The 20,167-nt window shown below is 70.4% G+C and carries 18 protein-coding genes; 14 read left to right on the top strand and 4 right to left on the bottom strand.

Annotated elements, in window-relative coordinates; all coding sequences use genetic code 11:
- From BN3788_RS06225 to BN3788_RS06205, 5 genes are all read left to right on the top strand, one after another.
- Complete coding sequence (locus tag BN3788_RS06225) at nucleotides 1-1,026, top strand: carbohydrate ABC transporter permease (RefSeq protein WP_066583152.1); 1,026 nt, start codon at nucleotides 1-3, stop codon at nucleotides 1,024-1,026.
- Entirely contained in the window at nucleotides 1,026-1,919 is an 894-nt protein-coding gene (locus BN3788_RS06220; protein WP_066583148.1) for a carbohydrate ABC transporter permease, read from the top strand. The genes BN3788_RS06225 and BN3788_RS06220 overlap by 1 nt, the downstream gene beginning before the upstream one ends.
- A 121-nt stretch (nucleotides 1,920-2,040) precedes the next feature.
- Nucleotides 2,041-4,449, top strand: coding sequence for a beta-xylosidase/alpha-l-arabinosidase (locus tag BN3788_RS06215; protein ID WP_082812722.1), 2,409 nt, complete (start codon nucleotides 2,041-2,043; stop codon nucleotides 4,447-4,449).
- Complete coding sequence (locus BN3788_RS06210; RefSeq protein ID WP_066583138.1) at nucleotides 4,446-6,014, top strand: glycoside hydrolase family 43 protein; 1,569 nt, start codon at nucleotides 4,446-4,448, stop codon at nucleotides 6,012-6,014. Before BN3788_RS06215 ends, BN3788_RS06210 begins: the two co-directional genes overlap by 4 nt.
- A 137-nt stretch (nucleotides 6,015-6,151) precedes the next feature.
- Nucleotides 6,152-6,409 (top strand): hypothetical protein, encoded by a 258-nt coding sequence (locus BN3788_RS06205; protein WP_066583135.1) that lies wholly within the window; start codon nucleotides 6,152-6,154, stop codon nucleotides 6,407-6,409.
- A gap of 31 nt (nucleotides 6,410-6,440) precedes the next feature.
- Here BN3788_RS06205 and BN3788_RS06200 read toward each other — a convergent pair whose 3' ends face one another.
- A complete protein-coding gene (locus tag BN3788_RS06200; RefSeq protein ID WP_159066862.1) occupies nucleotides 6,441-7,256 on the bottom strand; it encodes an HNH endonuclease in 816 nt (271 codons plus the stop codon).
- A 418-nt stretch (nucleotides 7,257-7,674) separates the two neighbouring features.
- Nucleotides 7,675-8,487 carry a FadR/GntR family transcriptional regulator gene (locus BN3788_RS06195; protein WP_159066861.1) on the bottom strand — a complete coding sequence of 271 codons (813 nt, stop codon included), beginning with the start codon at nucleotides 8,485-8,487 and terminating at the stop codon, nucleotides 7,675-7,677.
- 325 nt (nucleotides 8,488-8,812) lie between these two features.
- Between BN3788_RS06195 and BN3788_RS06190 the strand changes: the two genes are divergently transcribed.
- From BN3788_RS06190 to BN3788_RS06150, 9 genes are all read left to right on the top strand, one after another.
- On the top strand, nucleotides 8,813-10,099 hold the full coding sequence (locus BN3788_RS06190) for an extracellular solute-binding protein (RefSeq protein WP_234346552.1): 1,287 nt from the start codon (nucleotides 8,813-8,815) through the stop codon (nucleotides 10,097-10,099).
- A 257-nt stretch (nucleotides 10,100-10,356) separates the two neighbouring features.
- Nucleotides 10,357-11,169, top strand: coding sequence for a carbohydrate ABC transporter permease (locus BN3788_RS06185; protein WP_234346513.1), 813 nt, complete (start codon nucleotides 10,357-10,359; stop codon nucleotides 11,167-11,169).
- A gap of 11 nt (nucleotides 11,170-11,180) precedes the next feature.
- Nucleotides 11,181-12,011, top strand: coding sequence for a carbohydrate ABC transporter permease (locus BN3788_RS06180; protein ID WP_066583120.1), 831 nt, complete (start codon nucleotides 11,181-11,183; stop codon nucleotides 12,009-12,011).
- Between the two features lie 26 nt (nucleotides 12,012-12,037).
- Nucleotides 12,038-13,984 carry a glycoside hydrolase family 127 protein gene (locus BN3788_RS06175; RefSeq protein WP_066583117.1) on the top strand — a complete coding sequence of 649 codons (1,947 nt, stop codon included), beginning with the start codon at nucleotides 12,038-12,040 and terminating at the stop codon, nucleotides 13,982-13,984.
- 119 nt (nucleotides 13,985-14,103) lie between these two features.
- Nucleotides 14,104-15,066 (top strand): 3-hydroxyacyl-CoA dehydrogenase family protein, encoded by a 963-nt coding sequence (locus BN3788_RS06170; RefSeq protein ID WP_108723793.1) that lies wholly within the window; start codon nucleotides 14,104-14,106, stop codon nucleotides 15,064-15,066.
- A 31-nt stretch (nucleotides 15,067-15,097) separates the two neighbouring features.
- Nucleotides 15,098-16,066, top strand: coding sequence for a sugar phosphate isomerase/epimerase family protein (locus BN3788_RS06165; RefSeq protein ID WP_066583112.1), 969 nt, complete (start codon nucleotides 15,098-15,100; stop codon nucleotides 16,064-16,066).
- Nucleotide 16,067: 1 nt separating this feature from the next.
- Complete coding sequence (locus tag BN3788_RS06160; RefSeq protein ID WP_066583109.1) at nucleotides 16,068-17,807, top strand: dihydroxyacetone kinase family protein; 1,740 nt, start codon at nucleotides 16,068-16,070, stop codon at nucleotides 17,805-17,807.
- Nucleotides 17,804-18,268, top strand: coding sequence for a ribose-5-phosphate isomerase (locus BN3788_RS06155; protein WP_066583107.1), 465 nt, complete (start codon nucleotides 17,804-17,806; stop codon nucleotides 18,266-18,268). The genes BN3788_RS06160 and BN3788_RS06155 overlap by 4 nt, the downstream gene beginning before the upstream one ends.
- A 1-nt stretch (nucleotide 18,269) precedes the next feature.
- A complete protein-coding gene (locus BN3788_RS06150) occupies nucleotides 18,270-19,025 on the top strand; it encodes a triose-phosphate isomerase (RefSeq protein ID WP_315969743.1) in 756 nt (251 codons plus the stop codon).
- 17 nt (nucleotides 19,026-19,042) lie between these two features.
- Here BN3788_RS06150 and BN3788_RS06145 read toward each other — a convergent pair whose 3' ends face one another.
- Nucleotides 19,043-19,759 (bottom strand): hypothetical protein, encoded by a 717-nt coding sequence (locus tag BN3788_RS06145; protein ID WP_066583104.1) that lies wholly within the window; start codon nucleotides 19,757-19,759, stop codon nucleotides 19,043-19,045.
- Nucleotides 19,756-20,127: a PadR family transcriptional regulator gene (locus tag BN3788_RS06140; RefSeq protein ID WP_066583102.1), complete on the bottom strand. Its 372-nt coding sequence runs from the start codon at nucleotides 20,125-20,127 to the stop codon at nucleotides 19,756-19,758. The genes BN3788_RS06145 and BN3788_RS06140 overlap by 4 nt, the downstream gene beginning before the upstream one ends.
- Nucleotides 20,128-20,167 lie beyond the last annotated feature (40 nt).

The raw sequence follows: 20,167 nt of genomic DNA, 5'->3' as shown, positions 1-20,167 counted from the left end.
ATGAGTGACTCCCAGGGCGAGAGCTCGCTAGCCACCCAGACTCCGCCCCGGGGTCGCTCGGCGGCAGGGGGCGGCGCCATCACGGCGCCGTCCCCGGCCCGCCGGACCGGACGACGCGGAGGCGCTGACTGGCGCAAGCGCATGGAGATCGCGCTCCTCTCCGGGCCCGCGATCGTCATGTTCCTGATGTTCGTGATCTTCCCCGTGGTGATGGCCGCGTACTACGGCTTCTTCAAGTGGAAGGGCTACGGGGTCCCGACGGACTTCGTCGGATTCGAGAACTACCTGGTCATCTTCAAGGACACCGCGTTCCACGAAGCCCTGATGCACAACGGCTTCATCGTCGTGATGTCCCTGGTGATCCAGGGCCCCGCCGCCATCGTGCTGGCGCTGCTGCTCAACCAGAAGATGCGTGGGCGCTCGTTCATCCGCGTGATGATCTTCGTGCCGTACGTGGTCTCCGAGGTCATCGTCGGCACCGGCTGGGGCCTCATGCTCCAGACCACCGGCGCGGTGAACGACCTGCTGGCCAAGATCGGGTTGCCCACCTGGGCGGTCGACTGGCTCTCCGACCCGGATGTGGCCATCTGGTCGCTGCTGATCATCATCAGCTGGAAGTACGTCGGCTTCGCCGTGATCCTCTTCCTCGCAGGGCTGCAGTCCATCCCCGAGGAGCTGTACGAGGCCGCGTCGATCGACGGCGCCTCCTACTGGCAGATGCAGCGCAGCATCACGCTGCCGCTGCTCGGCCCGACCATGCGGATCTGGGCGTTCTTGTCGATCATCGGCTCGTTGCAGCTCTTCGACCTCGTCTACATCATCTGGGGCCAGTACGTGGCCTCCACGGCCGGCACCTCGACGATGGCGACGTACATGGTCGCCAACGGCCGTAACGCCGGCAACTACGGCTACGGCAACGCGGTCGCCGTCGTGCTGTTCCTGATCTCGCTCATCATCGCGCTGGTGTACCAGCGGTACGTGCTCCGGCGGGACACCGAGGGCGCGCTCACCGAAGGGAAGAAGTGATGACGACGATCACCGCCCCGGCCACCGCGACCGCCCGCCGGTCGGGCAAGAAGTCGGGCAACGTCAAGAAGTCGAGGATCGGCCGCGCCGGCCCGATGACCTACGTCATCGCGTACGCGTTCGTGGGCCTGTGCATCGCCCCGGTCCTCTACATCATCATCGGCGGCTTCCGGACGAACGCGCAGATCACCGCCGACCCGTCGGGCTTCCCCAGCCCGTGGCAGATCGGCAACTACGTCGACGTGCTGCGCAGCTCGGTGTTCTGGCAGCAGATCGGCAACTCGGCGATCTCCGCGATCTGCACGACTCTGGGCGTCGTGACCCTGGGCGTGATGGCCAGCTACGTGCTCGCTCGCTACAACTTCGTGGGCCGTGGCGCGATGTACTCGCTGTTCGCGGCTGGCCTGATGTTCCCGATGACGGTGGCCATCACGCCGCTGTACATCCTCATCAAGAACCTGGGCCTGACGAACAACCTGGCGGGCATCATCCTGCCGCAGATCGCCTTCGCCCTGCCGACCACGATCATCATCCTGGTGCCGTTCCTGCAGGCGATCCCCAAGGAGCTCGAGGAGGCGGCGTCCATCGACGGCACGAGCCGCCTTGGGTTCTTCTTCCGGATGGTCGTCCCGCTGTCGATGCCGGGTGTCGTGACCACGGGCATCCTGGCGTTCATCTCCGCCTGGAACAGCTACATGCTGCCGCTGTTCGTGCTCAACAACGAGTCGTCGTACACGCTGCCCCTCGGGGTCCAGTCGTTCGCGTCGCAGTACTCGGTCGACACGGCCCGGGTCCTCGCGTTCACGGCGTTGTCGATGATCCCCGCGCTGATCTTCTTCTCGCTCTTCGAGCGGCGGATCGTCGGCGGCCTGACAGGCGCCGTCAAGGGCTGACCGCAGCCCGCCCCCTGCACCACCTCGGCAGCCCTGCCGCAGCCTCGCGGCAGGGCTGCCCGATGACACCCGCGTAACTAGGAGTGACCCCGTGACCGCGAACCCCGCATCCATCCCGTCGATGCCCGAGGTGTCGGAGCGCGTGCGCGCCCTGCACGCCCAGATGACCCTCGAGGAGAAGCTCGCCCAGATCGTGGGCTACTGGCTCGACCAGGGTGGCAACGTGGTGGCCCCGATGCAGGGCGAGATGGGGGCCAGCCAGAAGGGCTCCGACGCGGTCGCCGAGATCACCGAGCATGGGCTCGGCCACTACACGCGGGTCTACGGCACCCGCCCGGTGGAGCCCGTCGAGCGCGCGGCCTGGCTGTGGAACGAGCAGCGCCGGCTCAAGCGCGAGACCCGCCTGGGTATCCCCGCGCTGGTCCACGAGGAGTGCCTGACGGGCCTCGCCGCGTGGAAGGCGGCGACCTTCCCGACGCCCCTCGCGTGGGGCGCGGCGTTCGACCCCGAGCTCGTCTACGAGATGGGCGCGGTGATCGGCGAGTCCATGCGCCAGCTCGGCGTCCACCAGGGCCTGGCCCCGGTGCTCGACGTGGTCCGCGACCCCCGCTGGGGCCGGGTGGAGGAGTGCATCGGCGAGGACCCCTACCTGGTCGGCACGGTGGGCACCGCCTACGTGCGCGGCCTCCAGGAGTCCGGCGTGCACGCCACCCTGAAGCACTTCATCGGCTACTCCGACTCGAAGGCCGGCCGCAACCACGCGCCCGTGTCCGCCGGGCCCCGTGAGATCGCCGACATCCTCATGCCTCCCTTCGAGATGGCGATCGTCGACGGCGGCGCGAAGTCCGTCATGAACTCGTACACCGACGTGGACGGCGTGCCCATCGCGTCCAGCGCCGAGTACCTCACCGACATCTTGCGCGGCCGGCTCGGCTTCGACGGGGTCGTGGTCGCTGACTACTTCGCCGTCGCGTTCCTGCAGGTCATGCACGCCATCGCCGCCGATCGCGGGGAGGCCGCCGCGCAGGCGCTCGAGGCCGGCATCGACATCGAGCTGCCCACCGGCGACGCGTACCTCGAGCCGCTCGCGGAGCGCATCCGCGCCGGCGAGTTCGACGAGGCCTACGTGGACCGGGCCGTGCTGCGCGCGCTGCGGCAGAAGGAGGAGCTGGGCCTGCTCGACGCCGACGCGTTCGAGGACGAGCCCCCCACGCAGATCGACCTCGACTCCCCGCGACACCAGGCCATCGCGCGCCGACTCGCGGAGGAGTCCGTGGTGCTGGTCGCGAACGACGGCGTGCTGCCCCTGAACCGGCGGGAGTCGGCGCCGCTGCGCGTCGCGGTCGTCGGCCCCAACGCCCATCGCAGCGAGGCCCTGCAGGGCTGCTACTCGTTCGCGAACCACGTGCTCGGGCAGTACCCGGACCACGAGATCGGGTTCTCCATCCCGACGGTGCTCGAGGCGTTCCAGGGCGGCGCCTTCGCGGGCGCCGGGATCGCGCAGCCGGAGGTCGTCTTCGCCGAGGGCTGCACCGTCGAGGGCGCCGACACCTCCGGATTCCAGGCGGCGATCGACGCCGCGCAGAGGTCCGATGTGACGGTCGTGGTGGTCGGCGACCAGGCCGGGCTGTTCGGGCGCGGCACCGTGGGCGAGGGCAACGACTCGGAGTCGCTCGAGCTGCCGGGTGTGCAGCGCGAGCTCGTCGAGGCGCTGGTCGCCACCGGCAAGCCCGTGGTGATGGTGCTGCTCACCGGCCGCCCGTACGCCATCGGCTGGGCGCTCGACGGCGACCAGCCCCGCCCGGCCGCCGTGCTGCAGGCGTTCTTCCCCGGCGAGGGCGGTGGCCTGGCCATCGCCGACGTCGTCACCGGCGCCGTCAACCCGTCCGGGCGCCTGCCCGTGTCGATGCCGCGCTCCACGGGCGCGCAGCCGTACTCCTACCTGCACCCGATCCTGGGCGGCCCGTCCGACGTGACGGCCACCGACCCGACGCCGTTGCGGCCCTTCGGCTTCGGCCTGTCGTACACGTCGTTCCAGTACTCCGACCTGGCCGTCGACGGCGAGGTCGTGTCCGACGGCACGTTCGCAGCGTCGGTGACGGTGTCCAACACCGGCTCGGTGGCCGGATCGGACGTCGTGCAGCTGTACGGGCATGACGTGCTGGGCTCGATCGCCCGTCCGGTCGTCCAGCTCCTCGGCTACACGCGCGTCGAGCTCGCGGCCGGCGAGTCCGCGCGCGTGACGTTCAGCGTGCCCACCACCCGATTCGCGTTCACCGACCGCCGCATGGTCAAGGTCGTCGAGCCCGGCGACGTCGAGGTGTGGGTCGGCTCGCACGCGGCGGCCTCCGCGGCGGACGTCGCCGTCGAGGAGTCCACGGGCGGCGCGATCGTCAGCGAGAAGCCGATCGAGAAGACGGAGATCCCCGGCGCCGCGACCCCGCGCGCGACGGTCCGCATCGTCGGCGACGTGCACCCGGTGACGATCGCCGACGCGCGCATCGTCGATGTGGAGGTTGTGACGGCATGACTGTGGTGCGGAACCCGGTGCTGCCCGGCTGCTACCCGGACCCGTCGATCTGCCGGGTCGGCGACGACTTCTACCTGGTGACCTCGACGTTCGAGTACCTCCCCGGGCTGCCCGTGTTCCGCAGCAAGGACCTGGCGCACTGGGAGCAGATCGGCCACGTCGTGGACCGCGCCGGACAGCTCGACTACAGCGGCATCGCGTCGTCGGGCGGGCTGTACGCCCCGACGCTGCGGCACCACGACGGGGTGTTCTGGCTGGTCTGCACGCTGGTGGACCAGCGGGACGAGTCGCGTGGCGGGAACTTCCTGATGACGGCGACGGACCCTGCCGGGCCGTGGTCCGACCCGGTGTGGCTCGACGTGGACGGCATCGACCCGTCGATCTTTTTCGACGACGACGGCCGGGTGTGGGTGCATGGCACGCGCCTGGCCCGCGACCCCGAGTGGTTCCACCAGACCGAGGTGTGGCTGCGCGAGCTCGACCCGCAGACCAAGGCCCTGACCGGGCCCGAGCACATCCTGTGGACGGGCGCCGTGCGTGGCGCCGTGTGGGCGGAGGGGCCGCACCTGTACAAGGTGGACGGCGCCTACTACCTGCTCGCCGCCGAGGGCGGCACCGAGATCCACCACGCCATCTCCGTGGCGCGCGCCGAGTCCGTCACCGGCCCCTACGTCGGCAACAAGGGCAACCCGATCCTCACGCACCGGCACCTGGGCCGTGGGGTCGACGTCGTCGGCGTCGGCCACGCCGACCTTGTGCAGGACGCCGACGGCGCCTGGTGGGCCGTGCTGCTCGCCATGCGCCCCTACGGCGGCTACCACTACAACCTCGGGCGTGAGACGTTCCTGGTGCCCGTGACCTGGGAAGACGGGTGGCCGGTGTTCGCCCCCGGGCAGGGTCGCGTCCCGTCGCAGATCGAGGTGCCGACCCGTGGGGACGCGCAGCCCGGCATCGCCCAGGGCCACGAGAGCGGCGTCATCCGCCCCGACGACCCGCGCTGGACGGCGCTGCGCCATCTCCCCGCAGAGCTCGCGACCCCGCGCGGCGACGGGTGGGACCTCCCGCTGCGACCCGACACCCTCGCCGACACGGGCGCCCCCGCGTTCCTCGGCGTGCGGCAGCAGCACATGGACGTCGACGTGCGCGTCACTTTTCAGGCCGACCTTGGCGTCGGCGAGGACGTCGGGCTCACCGTGCGGCAGTCCGAGCAGGACCACGTCCGGGTGTTCGTCACCCGCGACGCCCCCGCCGCCGGCGGCGCCCGGCGAGTCGTCGCCGTCCACCGGCAGGGCGGCGTCGACACCGTGCTCGGCGAGGCGCGGCTGCTCGACGACCAGGGCCCCGTCACCCTGACCGTCAGCGCACGCGGCCAGGACTACCGCCTCCTCGTCGGCGCCCCCGGCGAGGAGCCCGTCACCGTCGCCGTGGCCGACGGCCGCACCCTCGACAGCGTCGCCACCGGCGGGTTCCTGGGGCTGTGGCTCGGCGTCTTCGCCACCAGCAACGCCCGCCCGACGTCGACCACCGCCCACGTGGAGCGCTTCGAGTACCTGCCGGTGCTCTAGGCCCCCTGGACGACAGTCCTCGAGCGGAATTAGGCTCGATGTCAGCGACGAACGCATGCGCCTCGGGGGTGAGCATGTCAGGTCCGGTCGGCCCGCTTCCTCTTCCGACGCCTCAGACGCTGGAGTACATCAACTCGGTGAAGGGGTCATCGACCCGAGGCAAACGCTGGCGGACCGCCGCGTTCTTCTGCGACCTCGGCGGCCTGCTCTTGGTGCTGGCGGCCTGGACCTCGTACCGCCCTGGCGTTGCGCCCACCGCGCTCGTCACGGGCTGCGTCGCGCTCCTCGTCTCCACCGTCGCACTGGTGCGGTCCTGGACGACGACCGAGCGGATCCCAGCCGCCGCCTGGGTGTCCATCGCGCTGACCATCCTCGGAGTGGCCGCCTTCGCATGAGACCTCGGCGCCGGACTGCGCCTGCGCCCTGTCAGCGGTCCTCGCGCCACCGCTCCCGTGCGGCACGATGATGCCGCTCGACGAGCGCTACGGAGGGCCGGAGCCGATCCGGCACCACGATGGGCTGGTCTTCCATCACCTGAAGCCGGTCATGCCGGGCAAGGAGCCCGGGAGCCACGCGGGAGCGCCACGTCGCCGGATCGAAGGTGATCAGGAGACGGTCGAACATCCGGTGCACGTCGGCGCGGAGCAGCAGGCCGCCGTCCTCCTCATGCACCGGGCGCTCGGCATACGTGTAGAGGTGCGCGGCGTCGAGCACGGCATCCGGCTGGCTGCCCGTCACCGCGCACGTCGCCCCGTAACGGTCGAGCAGGCGCTCGCGGAAGCGCTGCTGCCCGATTCGCCGCTTGACCAAGGCGTCGACGTGACCACCCACGATGGGCTGTGCCCGGTCGAGGAGCTGCAGGTGCAACTCCGCGTCGAGGCCGGCATGGAACCGGAGCATTGCATGCGCCTCTGCCGTGTCGAGCCGGCGGATCGCGTTCTGCCGGTCACGTCCCGCGTAGACACCGTCGAGCGCGCGCACGGGTGCCGGTGACGCGAATGGCAGCCACCACGTCTCGTACGAGGCCGAGTAGAGCGTGACGTCCTTCTCTTCGATGACCGGCTCGTCGAACTCCGCGTGGCAGTCATTGCAGCGGAATCGGGGGAGGCGCGACTTCCGGGGCTGAATCGCCGCCGACCGGCACTCCGCGTTCACACATCGCTGCATGAGCTTGATTTCCGGCCGGATGGCGATGTCCTCCACGACGCCGTACCCGTGGATGAGGTGGCGGTCGCGGATCACCAACAAGTCACCCACCGAGACCTGGCGGTGGTTGATGACATGGGAGTCGTACTCGTACCGCCCGCCGAAGACGTCGCCGTACAAGCTGTCCTCAGGCGTGGCTGCGACGCGGGAGTGGCAGCTCCAGATGGACCGGCTCACCGCAATGCTCTGGGGCCGCCGGTGCGGGGACGTGGGCTCACGGTGTGAGCTCATCAGCTGCGGAGACGTGCGACAAGGAACTGGGCCGAGGCATCCGGGTGAACCCCGGCGCGGGCTCATCTCTCGATCAGCGGAGGTGGACGTCGAGGTGCGCGAGCCGCGCGGTGATCGTGTAGCCGTAGGTGGGTCCCTCGGCCAGCACGGCGAGCACGCACACTTCGACGGCCTGGCCCGGGTCAATGGTGGCGCGCCCAGAACGTCCGCAAGCGCCGGCAGGTCACGAGGGGTCGGTCAGTCCCATCGGCGTCGGCTGGAGCGCGAACGCGGCCCGCAGGTCGTTGCGCGTGCCGATCAAGTGTTTGCGCATGCTCGCCGCGGCGCCTGCGGTGTCGCGCTCGGAGATGCAGTCGAAGATCGCCTGGTGCAGTTGGATGAGCGCGCCGAGGTCAGCGGATTGCGCCCGGTAGCCGCGGATACTCGCGATGCGGCTGGTGTGGAGGGGCTCCTCCATCCCCTCGACGATGAAGCTGAGCATCCGGTTCCCGCTGGCGGCGGCGATGGCCGCGTGGAAGCGGACGTCTGCGGCGTTGAAGGCCACCTCGTCGTCAACGCCGAGGCGCATGCCCTCCAGGGCTGCCTCGAGCGCGGAGATGTCGGCCCGAGTGGCGTTCCGTGCGGCGAGCTGGGCGGTGTGAACCTCGATGGCGAGCCGGACCTCTAGCAGCTCGAGGAGGCCGCGCGGGTCGCGCCGCACTGCCGCTGAGAAGAAGTCATGGAGCGGCGCCGCGTTGGGGTGGGCCACCACGGGGCGTCGGCCGTGACTGACCTCGATCAGCGCGCGGGCCTGGAGCGTCCGCACGCCCTCGCGCACGGTGAGTCGGCTGACGCCGAGGTCCGCGGAGAGCTCGCTCTCTGAGGGCAGCGAGTCGCCGGGCTCGACCTCGCCGCCGAAGATGATCTGCTCGAGATGCCGCACCACGGTGTCGGTCGCGAGCCGGTCGCGTCCGCGGGCGCCGGTGGCGCGCGTCGGTGTGCCGTCGCCGTCGCCGCCGCCGTCGCCTGGCTCGGCCTCAAGATCCACGGTGCCCATGACGCGAAGCATGGCAGACCTCTCGTCGCATGTGAAGCGCTCGCTCACGCAATTCATCTGGTGAGTTTGCTGGCGCATATCCGGAGTTTTCGGAGGGATCGCGCGGCAGATCCCCATTATTCCGCGCTTCTCGCTCGAAGAAGCGAACACCGAGGGCAATGGTGCTTGCCCAACTCATCAGATGAGAGGTACGTTCCTGTCACCGCTCAGCAGTAACCGCAAACCTTCACCAGCCAGACCGAGGCCACTCGCCGTCAATGTCGAAGCGACGGCCTCACAGCGACCCGACCCGGCAACGTCGCCGCGTCGGAGGACCGGAGACGTGATGCGTAACCCTTCCCGCAGGCCCAGCACCTACCTGGTGGGCCTGATGCTCGGCGCACTCGCGCTGACCGCCTGCAGCGCCGACCCCGCCGAGTCCTCAGAGACTCCGACGGGAGGCGCGCAGCAGCCCATCACCATGTGGGCGCGCGCAGCCACGGCATCGCAGAGCCAAGCCCTCGTCGACGCCTGGAACGCAGAGAACGACCGCAAGGTCGAGCTCACGGTGGTCCCCACCGACAACTACCTCCAGAAGGTCGGCGTCGCCGCCGGCTCCAACGACCTGCCGTGCTTGATGGCGTCCGACGTCATCTACATGCCGAACTTCCTCGACAAGAACCTCTACGTCGACATCGCCGAGCGCATCGAGGCCCTCGGCTTCGCTGACACGCTCGCCCAGGGGCACATCAGGCTCTCGAGCGACGGGGACGCCGTCTACGGCGTGCCGCACAACGTGTCCGTCTCGGCGATCTTCCAGAACGACGTGCTCCTGGAGCAGGCGGGGATCGACCCCGCCAAGGAGTTGGGCAGCCTCGAGGAGCTCGCCGAGAACGCGGCGAAGGTCGCGGCGCTCGGCGACGACATCGACGGGCTCTACTACACCGGCAACAACGCCGGCTCCATTTCCTTCACGCACTTCCCGGCGATCTGGGCATCGGGCGGCCAGGCGATCTCGGCGGATGGGACCGAGTCGCTCCTCAACTCGAAGGAGTCGGTCGCCGTCTTCGACGTCTTCAACAAGATGTTCAGCACCGGGGCCTCTCCCGCGAGCGTCCGGAACGAGAGCGGCGCCACGCGCAACGAGGTGTTCGGATCGGGCAAGGTCGGCTACGTGCTCGCGAGCAACTCGGTGGTCCAGACGGTCCCCGAGACCGACGGGCTCAAGATCGGGGTGCAGGGCATCCCCGGCGTCGGCGGCGGTGTCAGCGGCTACGTGGGCGGCGACTCCATCGGGATCACCGTCTCCTGCGGCGACGTGGACGCGGCCTGGGAGTTCCTGTCCTGGACGCTGAGCGAGGAGGCCCAGGTCGGCGTCTACGCCCAGATGAACCAGCTCACCGTCCGTAGCGACCTGGCCGAGAACGAGTTCGCCCAGGCCGACCCGCGCGTCGTGCGCCTCAACGAGCTCGTCGGCCTGGGCGACACGCCCAAGGCGCTCAACTACGGCCAGACGTTCAACGACCCGAACGGCCCGGCACTCGCCGTCCTGCGTGACGCGATGTTCGGCGCGGACGCGAAGACCGCCCTCGACGCGGGCAACGACGCGATCACCAGCTCGCTCGGCGGCTGACCCACCAGGAGGGCGGCTCCGCGCCGTCCGACGGTCCCGCCCGTCCGCACCCGGACGGGCGGGACCCCACGGGGCGCCCCGCGCGCCCAGCCAACGCCCCGCCCGGGCAACCCGGGCCCACCTCACCGCGAGGAGAACGGACCATGTCGACCATCACGTCGGCCCCACGATCAAGGCGATCGGACGGCGCGCGTAGACGGGCGAGGACCGAGGCGACATCAGGGCTTCTGTTCTCGCTGCCCGCGATCTTGTTCGTCGTGGTCCTGTTCATCGTGCCGCTCGTCCTGGCCGCCTGGATGTCGCTGAACGACTGGCCGCTGATCGGCGACCCGAGCTTCAACGCCCCCGACAACTACGTGGCGATCAGCAACAACAAGCTGTTCATGGACTCCGTGCTCTTCACGCTCAAGTACACCGCCGTGGTCACGGTGATCTTCTTGGCGGTGGCGCTCGGGTTGGCGCTGCTCGTGCAGAGCACCCGACCCGGCGTCGGGCTGTTCCGCACGGCCTTCCTGCTGCCCGCCGCCGTGGGCGTTGCGTCCTCCGCGCTGCTCTTCTACGCGATGTACAACAACGACTACGGCCCGCTCGACGACGTGCTGCGCGCGCTGGGCCTCATCAGCGGTGACGCTGACTTCCTCGGCACGCCGAATGCGGCCTTCGCCTCCACCGTGCTCATGGTGACGTGGCGGTTCGCGGGCTTCTACATGATCGTCCTGCTCACCGGCCTGCAAGCCATTCCCGTCGAGGTGTACGAGGCCTCCCGGATGGACGGCGCGAGCTGGTGGCAGACCCTGCGGCTGATCACCCTGCCGCTGCTCAAGCCGACGATCCTGCTGGTGCTCGTCCTGAGCGTCACAGGGTCCCTGCTGGCCTTCGAGCCGTTCTACGTGCTCACCGCGGGCGGCCCCAGCAACAGCACCGTGACGATGGTGATCGCGATGTTCCGCGAGGCCTTCACCCTGTTCGACCTGGGGAGCGCGGCCGCCATCGCGATGGTCATCCTCGTGGCCCTCGTCGCGATCAACCTCGGGCAGATGTACGCCTTCCGTGACAAGGACAAGAAGTGAGGGCCCCGGGCATGACAGGCAACCTGGTGAAGAGGCTGCGGGGGGTGAGCTTCTACAGCACCAACGTGGTGCTCGCGGTGCTCTTCCTCAGCCCCCTGGTCTGGTCGTTCTACTCGTCGGTGCACGGCCCCCGGGCCACAGGCGGGAAGGGCGGGTTCGGCCCGGACAACTACATCCGCCTGGCCGAGTACGGCGCGGGCCTGGGCCGGTACACCTGGAACACCTCGGTCGTCACCGTGCTGACGGTGATCGGCACGCTGCTCGTCACAGTCCTCGGCGGCTACGCGCTGGCCAGGTTCCAGTTCCCGGGCAAGAACCTGCTGTTCATCGGGGCGCTGGCCATCCTCATGGTGCCGCACCCGACGATCCTGGTTCCGCTGTACACGATGCTCAACTGGGTCGGCCTGCAGAACTCGCTCGTCAGCGTCGCGCTGGTGCTGGTGATGTTCCAGCTCCCGTTCGGCCTGTTCATGATGCGCAACGCGTTCGAGGCCCTCCCCAAGGAGTTGGAGGAGGCCGCGCTGCTCGACGGCTGCGGCAACCTGGGCGCCCTGCGGCGGGTGCTCCTGCCCGCTGTCACCCCGGCGATGGTCACGGTGGGGATGTTCGCCTTCCTCGCCTCATGGAACGAGTTCCTCACCCCACTGATCTTCCTGACCGAGGGCCGCAACTTCACGTTGCCGATCGCCCTGGTCAGCCTGCGCAGCGGGGAGATGGGAACCGTCGACCTCGGCGCGCTGCAGGCCGGCATCGTCGTCGCGGCGATCCCCTGCCTGCTCATGTTCACCCTGCTCCAGCGGCACTACGTGCGTGGCTTCACGGCCGGCGCGGTCCGCGGCTGACCCGCCTCGAACGAAGGAGTTCCCCGATGACCACGCAGCACGTCGCCCCCGTGGCGCCCCGGCCCAGCTCGCCCGGGCATGGCGCCCAGGCGCCGATCTCGTTGACCGACTACAGGATCACCTCCGGGTTCTGGGCCGACTTCCAGCGGCTCAACCGGGACGCAATCATCCCGCACTGCGACGAGTCGCTGGAGCGGGTCGGCTGGGTGGGGAACTTCCGCGCGGCCGAGCGCGGCACACTCGCGACGGAGCGCGTGGGCCGGCTCTTCACCGACTCCGAGCTCTACAAGACGATGGAGGCGATGGCCTGGGAGAACGCCCGCGAGGCCGCCCCCGATCTCGTCGCCCGGCTGGCGGAGCACGCCGACCTGCTGGCCCGCGTCCAGGCCGAGGACGGCTACCTCAACACGTTCTACGGCTACGACGGAGGGCCCGAGAGGTACTCCGACATGGAGTGGGGCCATGAGCTCTACTGCGCGGGCCACCTGCTGCAGGCGGCTGTCGCGGTGATGCGGACCGACGGCCCCGAGGTGCTGGTCGACGTGGCCCGCCGATTGGCCGACCACATCTGCGACCAGTTCGGGCCGGGCCGGCACGAGAGCCTCTGCGGGCACCCGGAGATCGAGACGGCGCTCGTCGAGCTGTACCGGGCCACGGGGGAGCGCCGCTACCTCGACCAGGCGGCGTTGTTCGTCGAGCGGCGCGGCCATCAGATCCTCGCCGACACGATGTACAAGGGGCGCGACTACTACCAGGACAATGAGCCAGTCCGCACAGCCGAGGTGCTCGTGGGCCACTCCGTGCGCGCCCTCTACCTCGCGGCCGGCGCGCTCGACGTGGCCGTCGAGACGGGCGACGACGAGCTGTTCACGGCGGTGAGGGCCCAGTACGACCGCACCCTGGAGCGTCGCACCTACCTGACCGGCGCCATGGGATCGAACCATCACGGCGAGACCTACGGCGACGACTTCGAGCTGCCGAGCGAGCGCGCGTACGCCGAGACGTGCGCCTCGGTCGCCTCGGTGCACGTCGCGTGGCGCTTGCTGCTAGCTACCGGCGACGCTCGGTACGCCGACGTGATTGAGCGGACGCTCTACAACTCCGTGGTGTCGTCGCCGTCGGTCGACGGTCGCAGCTTCTTCTACGTCAACGCGCTGCAGCGCCGTGCGCCGGGCATCGACCCCGAGCCGGGTGTCCCGAGCCTGCGGCGCACCGACGGCACCCGGGCCCCCTGGTTCACGACGTCCTGCTGCCCCACGAACATCGCCCGCCTGATGTCCAGCCTGAGCGCGTACGTGGCCTCCGTCGACGCCACGGGGGTCCACCTGCACCAGTACGCCGAGGGCTCCCTCGAGACGACGTTCGGCGCAGGCCGCCGGGTGCGACTGTCCGTCACGACCTCCTACCCCCATGACGGGGCGATCACCGTCTGCGTCGACGAGACGGACGGCGGCGAGTGGGACCTCAGCCTGCGGGTGCCGGCATGGTCCCGCGCCTCGACGCTGATCGTCGATGGCGAGGCGCGCGCCGTCCCACACGGCGAGGTCACGATCAGCCGCGCGTGGGCGGTGGGCGACGAGGTGCGCCTCGAGCTCGACGTCAGCCCGCGGTTCGTGCACCCCGACCCCCGCATCGACCACGTGCGTGGCTGCGTGGCCGTGGAGCGGGGGCCGCTGGTGTACGCGATCGAGTCGGTCGACCAGCCGGGCCTGGACCTGGACCTCGTCGCCATCGACGTCGCGCACGCGCCGGTGGACAGCACCGCGTCCGTGGGAATCGACGGCGTGACGCCGGTGACGGTCAAGGGCGTCGCCCATGCCGTCTCGGCCGCGACGTGGCCGTATGGGGAGCAGGCGCCGCCGGCCTCCTCGACGGCGACGGACCTGACCCTCGTGCCGTACTTCCGGTGGGCCAACCGCGGCAAGTCCACGATGCGCGTGTGGACGCCTCGCGTCGACGTCCTCTCTCACTGACACGGCGGGCTCGCACTCACCCCCTGAACCGAAGGCGATCCACGCCGTCGGGCCATCCCGTCACGCCCTGAGCGGGCGCTGATCCGAAGTCCCACAGCACAAGGAGCTGGCAACAGATCATGATCGAGCAGATTCGCACGGTTGCGGTGGTCGGCGCGGGGTACATGGGCGGCGGCATCGCCCATTCCCTGGCCCAGAGCGGGTTCGAGGTGACGATCGCTGACGTGTCGGCGGAGGTTGCTCGCACGCACTTGGACAGGATCCTGGGCGAGGCGGAGCAGTTCGAGGCCCAAGGGCTGTTCGCCCCTGGGAGCGCGGCCGAGGTGCGGCGCAACCTCCGCGCCGCCGACTCCATCGAGGACGCCGTCGCCGGAGTGGACTTCATCGAAGAGGCCGTGAGCGAGGTGCCGACCGTCAAGCACGAGGTGTTGGCCAGGATCGCTGCCGCCGCCCGGCCCGACGCGATCATCGGCAGCAACACCTCGACCATCCCGGTGAGCGTGATGGCCGTGGCGGTGAGCCGTCCGGAGCGCTTCCTCACGGTGCACTGGAGCAACCCCGCGCCATTCATCCCGGGCATCGAGATCGTCGCGGGCGCCGACACCGACCCGGCGGTCATCCCGCTGGTCAAGGACATGCTCACGCGAGCGGGACGGCAGAGCGCCCAGGTGGCGGACGTCCCCGGGTTCGTCCTCAACAGGCTCCAGTACGTGCTCCTCAAGGAAGCGATGTCGATCGTCGAGGAGGGCGTCGCAACGCCGGGGGACGTCGACACGATCGTCCGGTCCACCTTCGGCTTCCGGCTGCCGTTCTTCGGGCCCTTCGCGATCGCCGACATGGCGGGCCTGGACGTCTACGCGAACGGCTTCGCGACGTTCGAGGAGGCCTTCGGCCCCCGCATGGCGATCCCGGGGCTCTTGCGGACGACCGTCGACGCCGGTCGGCACGGGACCAAGAACGGCGCTGGCCTGACCCGTGACTACACGCCCGAGGAGGTCGAGGCCCTCGTCGCGTATCGCAGCGAGGCCTACGCGCGCATGGCTGCGCTGCTGCACGACCTTGGCCCCTCCCCAGTCGCCTGACCGACCCAGAAACCCACCCCAGGAGAGCACGATGACGTCCCAACCTGAGTCTGCCCAGACCCCGCCCTACGACGCGATGAGTTGGCCGGTGGGAGCCGCCATGCTGCAGTTCCCGGGCGTGATGCCCGACGGGTCCCGCGTCACCGACGCCGGGCCATCGGCATGGCGTCCCGCACTGCGCGAGGTGGCCCTGGCCGGCTTCGAGCATGTCGACCTGACCGACTCATGGGTGCGTCCGGGCGACCTGCCTCCCGCGGGGCTGCGCGACCTCACCGCTGTGGCAGCGGACCAGGGCCTGGCGTTCAGTGCGATCTCGGTGACACGGCAAAGCGTCATCGACCCCGATCCCGAGGTCGCGGCACGCAACGTCGAGTACGCCCTGCGCACGGTGGACGCGGCGGCGGAGCTGGGAGTCGGCACCCTGTGCCTGGGCCTGCATCAGCCCTTGACCCCCGCGCAGAAGGACGCCCACTGGTTCTGGCTCGTGCCCGGCGCCGAGGACCCCGACGACCCCGCCGTGCGCGACCTGGCGGTCGAACGGTTCGCGCGGATCGGCGAGCACGCCGCACAGGCCGGCGTCGAGGTGTCGCTCGAGATGTACGAGGGCACCTATCTGGGGACTTCCCAGGGCGCCGTCGACCTTGTCCGCGAGATCGGTCTGGCGAACGTGGGCCTGTGCCCCGACATCGCGAACATCGTCCGCCTGCACCGTCCTGTGGAGGACTGGCGCACGATGCTCGAGCGGGTGCTGCCGCACACCAACTACTGGCAGGTGAAGAACTACCTGCGCGACCACGATCCGGCCACCGGCGCGTACTTCTCCGCCCCCGCCCCGCTCGAGCAGGGGTTCATCGACTACCGCACGGCCATCGCGATGGCGCTCGACGCGGGCTTCCGCGGCCCGTTGTGCGTCGAGCACTACGGGGGCGATGGCCTGAGCGTGGCTGCCACCAACCGTGAGTACCTGCGCCGCATCCTGCGGGCCAAGCTGGAGCGTTGAGATGACGCGGCTGGTCAACGATCCACGGCGGTTCGCGGCGGACGCGTTGCACGGCTTCGTCGCGGCACACGCCGACAGGGTCATGGCCACGCCGGGCGGGGTCGTCCGGGCGAGCGCCGGAGACCAGGGACAGGTCGCCATCGTCCTGGGTGGCGGCTCCGGGCACTATCCAGCCTTCGCGGGCTGGGTGGGAGAGGGCATGGCGCACGGCGCCGTCTGCGGCAACGTCTTTGCGTCGCCGTCCGCCTCGCAGGTCTACTCGGTGGTGCGCGCGGCGGATAACGGCGGTGGCGTCCTGCTCGGGTTCGGTAACTATGCGGGCGACGTGCTGCACTTCGGGCAGGCCGCCGAACGGCTGCGGGCCGAGGGGATCGATGTGCGCGTCCTGCCCGTCACCGACGACGTCGCGTCGGCTCCCGCCGACATGACAGGGCTTCGCAGGGGGATCGCCGGCGACCTCTTGGTCTTCAAAGTCGCGGGCGCTGCCGCGGCGGACGGCCTCGACCTCGATGCCGTGGAGCAGGCTGCACGACGCGCGAACGAGCGGACCCGTTCGATGGGGGCGGCCTTCTCGGGCTGCACCTTGCCCGGCGCGACGGCGCCCCTGTTCACCGTGCCGTCGGACGTCACGGCCCTCGGGCTGGGCATCCACGGCGAGCCCGGGATCCGCGACGTGCCGCTCGGCACCGCGGACGCGACCGCGGACCTCCTCGTCGACGCCGTGCTCGCCGAGGAGCCGCCGCGGGCGGAGGGCGGCTATCACGGGCGGGTCGCGTTGCTGCTCAACGGTCTGGGGGCCACCAAGCACGAAGAGCTCTTCGTCGTCTTCGGCCGAGTCGTCGAACGGCTCGCACAGGCTGGGCTGACAGTCGTGGCGCCCGAGGTGGGGGAGCACGTCACCAGCCTCGACATGGCAGGGCTGTCCCTGTCGCTCATGTTCCTGGACGACGAGCTCGAGCGATGGTGGACCGCGCCGGCGGACACCCCGGCGCTCCGTCGCGTCGCCGCACAGGAGCCGCGGCGGCGGGAGCTCGTGGAGCAGGCTGCCGACGCGGCGACCGTGCCGGGAACGAGCGAGTCGCACGAGTGGGCAGGTCGACTCGTCGGCCTCCTCGAGGTCATGGCGCAGTGCGCCCTGGCGCATGAGGAACAGCTCGGCGCCCTGGACTCCATCGCAGGGGACGGCGACCACGGCCAAGGGATGGTCCTCGGGGCCAACGGCGGCCTGCGCGCGGCGCGACGGGCCCACGCGGCCGGCGCAGGGGCCCGCACGGTGCTGATCGAGGCCGGCGCGGGTTGGTCGGATGCCGCGGGTGGGACCTCCGGCGCCCTCTGGGGCGCGGCGTTGACCGCCGTGGGGGGAGCCCTGGATGACAGCGCGGCGGCGAGCAGCGCGCGGGTCGTCGCAGCGACCCGTGCCGGCGGGCAGGCAGTCACTCGCCTGGGTGGCGCCGTCCGGGGCGACAAGACCATGGTCGACGCCCTGCTCCCCTTCGTGGAGGGCCTCGAGGCAGCGCATCGGGCCGGCGTCCACCTGCCGCACGCGTGGTGCGCCGCCGCCTCCTCGGCCACCCAGGCCGCGCAGGCCACAGCGGATCTCGCCGCACGCCGAGGCCGTGCCCGCACCCACGGGACAAGCAGCCTGGGCCACCCCGATCCGGGCGCGACCTCCTTCGCGCTGCTCATGTCAGCCATCGGCGAGGCCCTCACCATCGACTCACCCACAGGAGAACTGCCATGACCTTCCGCATCGTCGTCGGCTCGGACAGTGCGGGGTTCGAGTACAAGGAAGCCCTCAAGAAGGACCTCGAGGCCGATCCGCGAGTCACTGAAGTCCTCGACGTCGGGGTGGACGCCCACGCCGACACCGACTACCCGCACGTCGCCGTGCGAGCCGCCCGCGTTGTCGCGGCAGGCGAGGCTGACCGCGCGCTGCTCGTGTGCGGGACCGGGCTCGGCGTGGCGATCGCCGCGAACAAGGTCGCCGGGATCCGCGCCGTCACCGCGCATGACTCCTACTCGGTCGAGCGTTCCGTGCTGTCCAACAATGCGCAGGTGCTCACCTTCGGACAGCGGGTGATCGGGCTCGAACTGGCGCGCAAACTCGCCGGTGAGTGGCTCGGGCACGTCTTCGACAGCACGTCGCGGTCCGCGGACAAGGTCGCGGCGATCGACTCCTACGACGCCGATCGGAAGCGCTGAGGTGGCGGCGGGCGCCACGTGGGTGGGCACGAGTTGGAAGATGACGAAGACCCTGGCCGAGTCGGTCGCCTACGCGCGGGCGCTCGCGGCTGTGGACTCGTCGCGGTGGGCGGGGACCCAGCCGTTCATCATCCCTCCGGCCACCGCGCTCGCGGCGGTGCGTGACACGCTCGGCCATCAGAGCCAGGTGCTTCTCGGCGCCCAGAACGCGCATTGGGAGGACGCCGGGGCGTGGACCGGGGAGCTCTCTGTCCCGCAGGTCGCGGACGCGGGGGCCCGACTGGTCGAGATCGGCCATTCGGAACGGCGTGAGCACTTCGGCGAGACGGACCACACCGTCAACCTCAAGGTGCGCGCGGCGCTGCGGCACGGCGTGCGCCCGTTGGTGTGCGTTGGAGAGTCCGACCAGGTCTTCCGCTCGGGCGGTTCTGTCGAACATGTCCGACGCCAGGCCCGCGCCGCGCTCGCCGGTGTCGGGGACCCGTCCCAGGTGCTCATCGCGTATGAGCCGGTGTGGGCCATCGGGGCCGGCGGCCGGTCCGCCAGGCCAGAGGACATCGCCGAGGTCTTCGCGGCCCTGCGCGCAGAGTTCGGATCAGCCGTCGAGGGGCTGCTCTACGGCGGGTCTGTGACCTTGGGCAACGCCGCGCAGACCTTGAAGGTGCCCGCTGTCGACGGGCTCTTCGTCGGCCGAGCCGCGTGGGCCGTCGACGACTTCATCGCGCTCCTCGACCACGTCAGCGGCCTCTCCGCATGACCTGCGGGGGCGGCTAGTCAGCCGAGCGTGGCGACGACCAGGGCCATCGCGACTGCGGGAACGGTCATCGCCGGCAGGATCCACGGGATCAGCGCGGCGGCGCGGGCATTCCTGCGGCGCACGTCCTCAGGGTCGTCGAAGGGGCCCGTGATCACGTCGGGCTCGACGCGCCCACCTCGGATGGCCTCCCAGCAGGGCGGCGTCAGGAGCAGCGCTAGGCCGGCGGCGAGCAGCGGCGCCGCGGGCACGGTCACGAGCGTCTGGTCGAGGGCGATCTGGGCCGCGCCCACCGCCGCGAACGCCGCCATGAGCGTGGCTGCCAAGCGCCAGGTGGAGCGGTGCGGCGCGTCGACCATGCGGACGATCGCCGCCGCGAGCCCCAGCACGAGGGGGATGCTGACCGCGAGCCCGAGCGTGAGGCTGGGGTTCGTGCCCGACGCCCAGCCGGATGCCGCGGTGATCGTCACCAGCATCCCGGCCAGCGAGGCGCCGAGTCGCAGCAGTTGTGCCCGGGACATGTTCGTCCCGGACTCGGTGGAGGGCGGGAACGGGAGGGACTGCGCGTACTCGCGGGCGTCGCCGAATGCCTCGCCGGCGGTCTCGTTCGACTCGGCGCAGTAGGACTCCACCTGAGCGAGCGCGTCGCCGATCTGCGCCCCGGTGGCGTCCCTGTGCCGCAGGGTCAGGATGAAGTCGTCTCGCCACTGGCGCGGAACGAGCTGCTGCGCGGTCACGGTGTGTCCTCTCGGTCCGGGGTCGTCTCGTTCGTGGCGGCGCCCGAGGTGATGGCGGTGGTCAGGGCGGTGAACGCGCGCCAGTGCTCGGCCTGCTCCGCTCGGGCGAGCCTTCCCGCCTCGGTCAGCTCGAAGTACTTGCGGCCCGGGCCGCCTTCGCCGGCGCGCCATTCGACGCTGACGTGGCCGGCCTGTTCGAGGCGCGCGAGCAGCGGGTAGAGCGTCCCGCCCTTGACGGTGCCGAGCCCGAGCGCCTCGAGCCGCGCGGTGATCGCGTAGCCGTAGGTGGGTCCCTCGGAGAGCACGGCGAGCACGCATACCTCGAGAGCGCCGCGCAGCCATTCGCTGGGCCAGGGAGACGTGGACACGCGCTAGACAGTAGGGCTATCTAGTCTGGCTGTCTATCTA

The organism is Cellulomonas timonensis, from assembly GCF_900046455.1.
Taxonomy (GTDB): Bacteria; Actinomycetota; Actinomycetes; order Actinomycetales; family Cellulomonadaceae; genus Cellulomonas_A; species Cellulomonas_A timonensis.
Note: the sequence above shows the minus strand (reverse complement) of the source record. Positions and strands in the feature narration are given on the sequence as shown.

Excerpts from the sequence above, each read along its gene's own strand:
- BN3788_RS06225 (WP_066583152.1), top strand. The coding sequence starts at position 1 with ATGAGTGACTCCCAGGGCGAGAGCTCGCTAGCCACCCAGACTCCGCCC.
- BN3788_RS06220 (WP_066583148.1), top strand. The coding sequence starts at position 1,026 with ATGACGACGATCACCGCCCCGGCCACCGCGACCGCCCGCCGGTCGGGC.
- BN3788_RS06215 (WP_082812722.1), top strand. The coding sequence starts at position 2,041 with ATGCCCGAGGTGTCGGAGCGCGTGCGCGCCCTGCACGCCCAGATGACC.
- BN3788_RS06210 (WP_066583138.1), top strand. The coding sequence starts at position 4,446 with ATGACTGTGGTGCGGAACCCGGTGCTGCCCGGCTGCTACCCGGACCCG.
- BN3788_RS06195 (WP_159066861.1), bottom strand. The coding sequence starts at position 8,487 with ATGGGCACCGTGGATCTTGAGGCCGAGCCAGGCGACGGCGGCGGCGAC.
- BN3788_RS06190 (WP_234346552.1), top strand. The coding sequence starts at position 8,813 with ATGCGTAACCCTTCCCGCAGGCCCAGCACCTACCTGGTGGGCCTGATG.
- BN3788_RS06180 (WP_066583120.1), top strand. The coding sequence starts at position 11,181 with ATGACAGGCAACCTGGTGAAGAGGCTGCGGGGGGTGAGCTTCTACAGC.
- BN3788_RS06175 (WP_066583117.1), top strand. The coding sequence starts at position 12,038 with ATGACCACGCAGCACGTCGCCCCCGTGGCGCCCCGGCCCAGCTCGCCC.
- BN3788_RS06170 (WP_108723793.1), top strand. The coding sequence starts at position 14,104 with ATGATCGAGCAGATTCGCACGGTTGCGGTGGTCGGCGCGGGGTACATG.
- BN3788_RS06165 (WP_066583112.1), top strand. The coding sequence starts at position 15,098 with ATGACGTCCCAACCTGAGTCTGCCCAGACCCCGCCCTACGACGCGATG.
- BN3788_RS06160 (WP_066583109.1), top strand. The coding sequence starts at position 16,068 with ATGACGCGGCTGGTCAACGATCCACGGCGGTTCGCGGCGGACGCGTTG.
- BN3788_RS06155 (WP_066583107.1), top strand. The coding sequence starts at position 17,804 with ATGACCTTCCGCATCGTCGTCGGCTCGGACAGTGCGGGGTTCGAGTAC.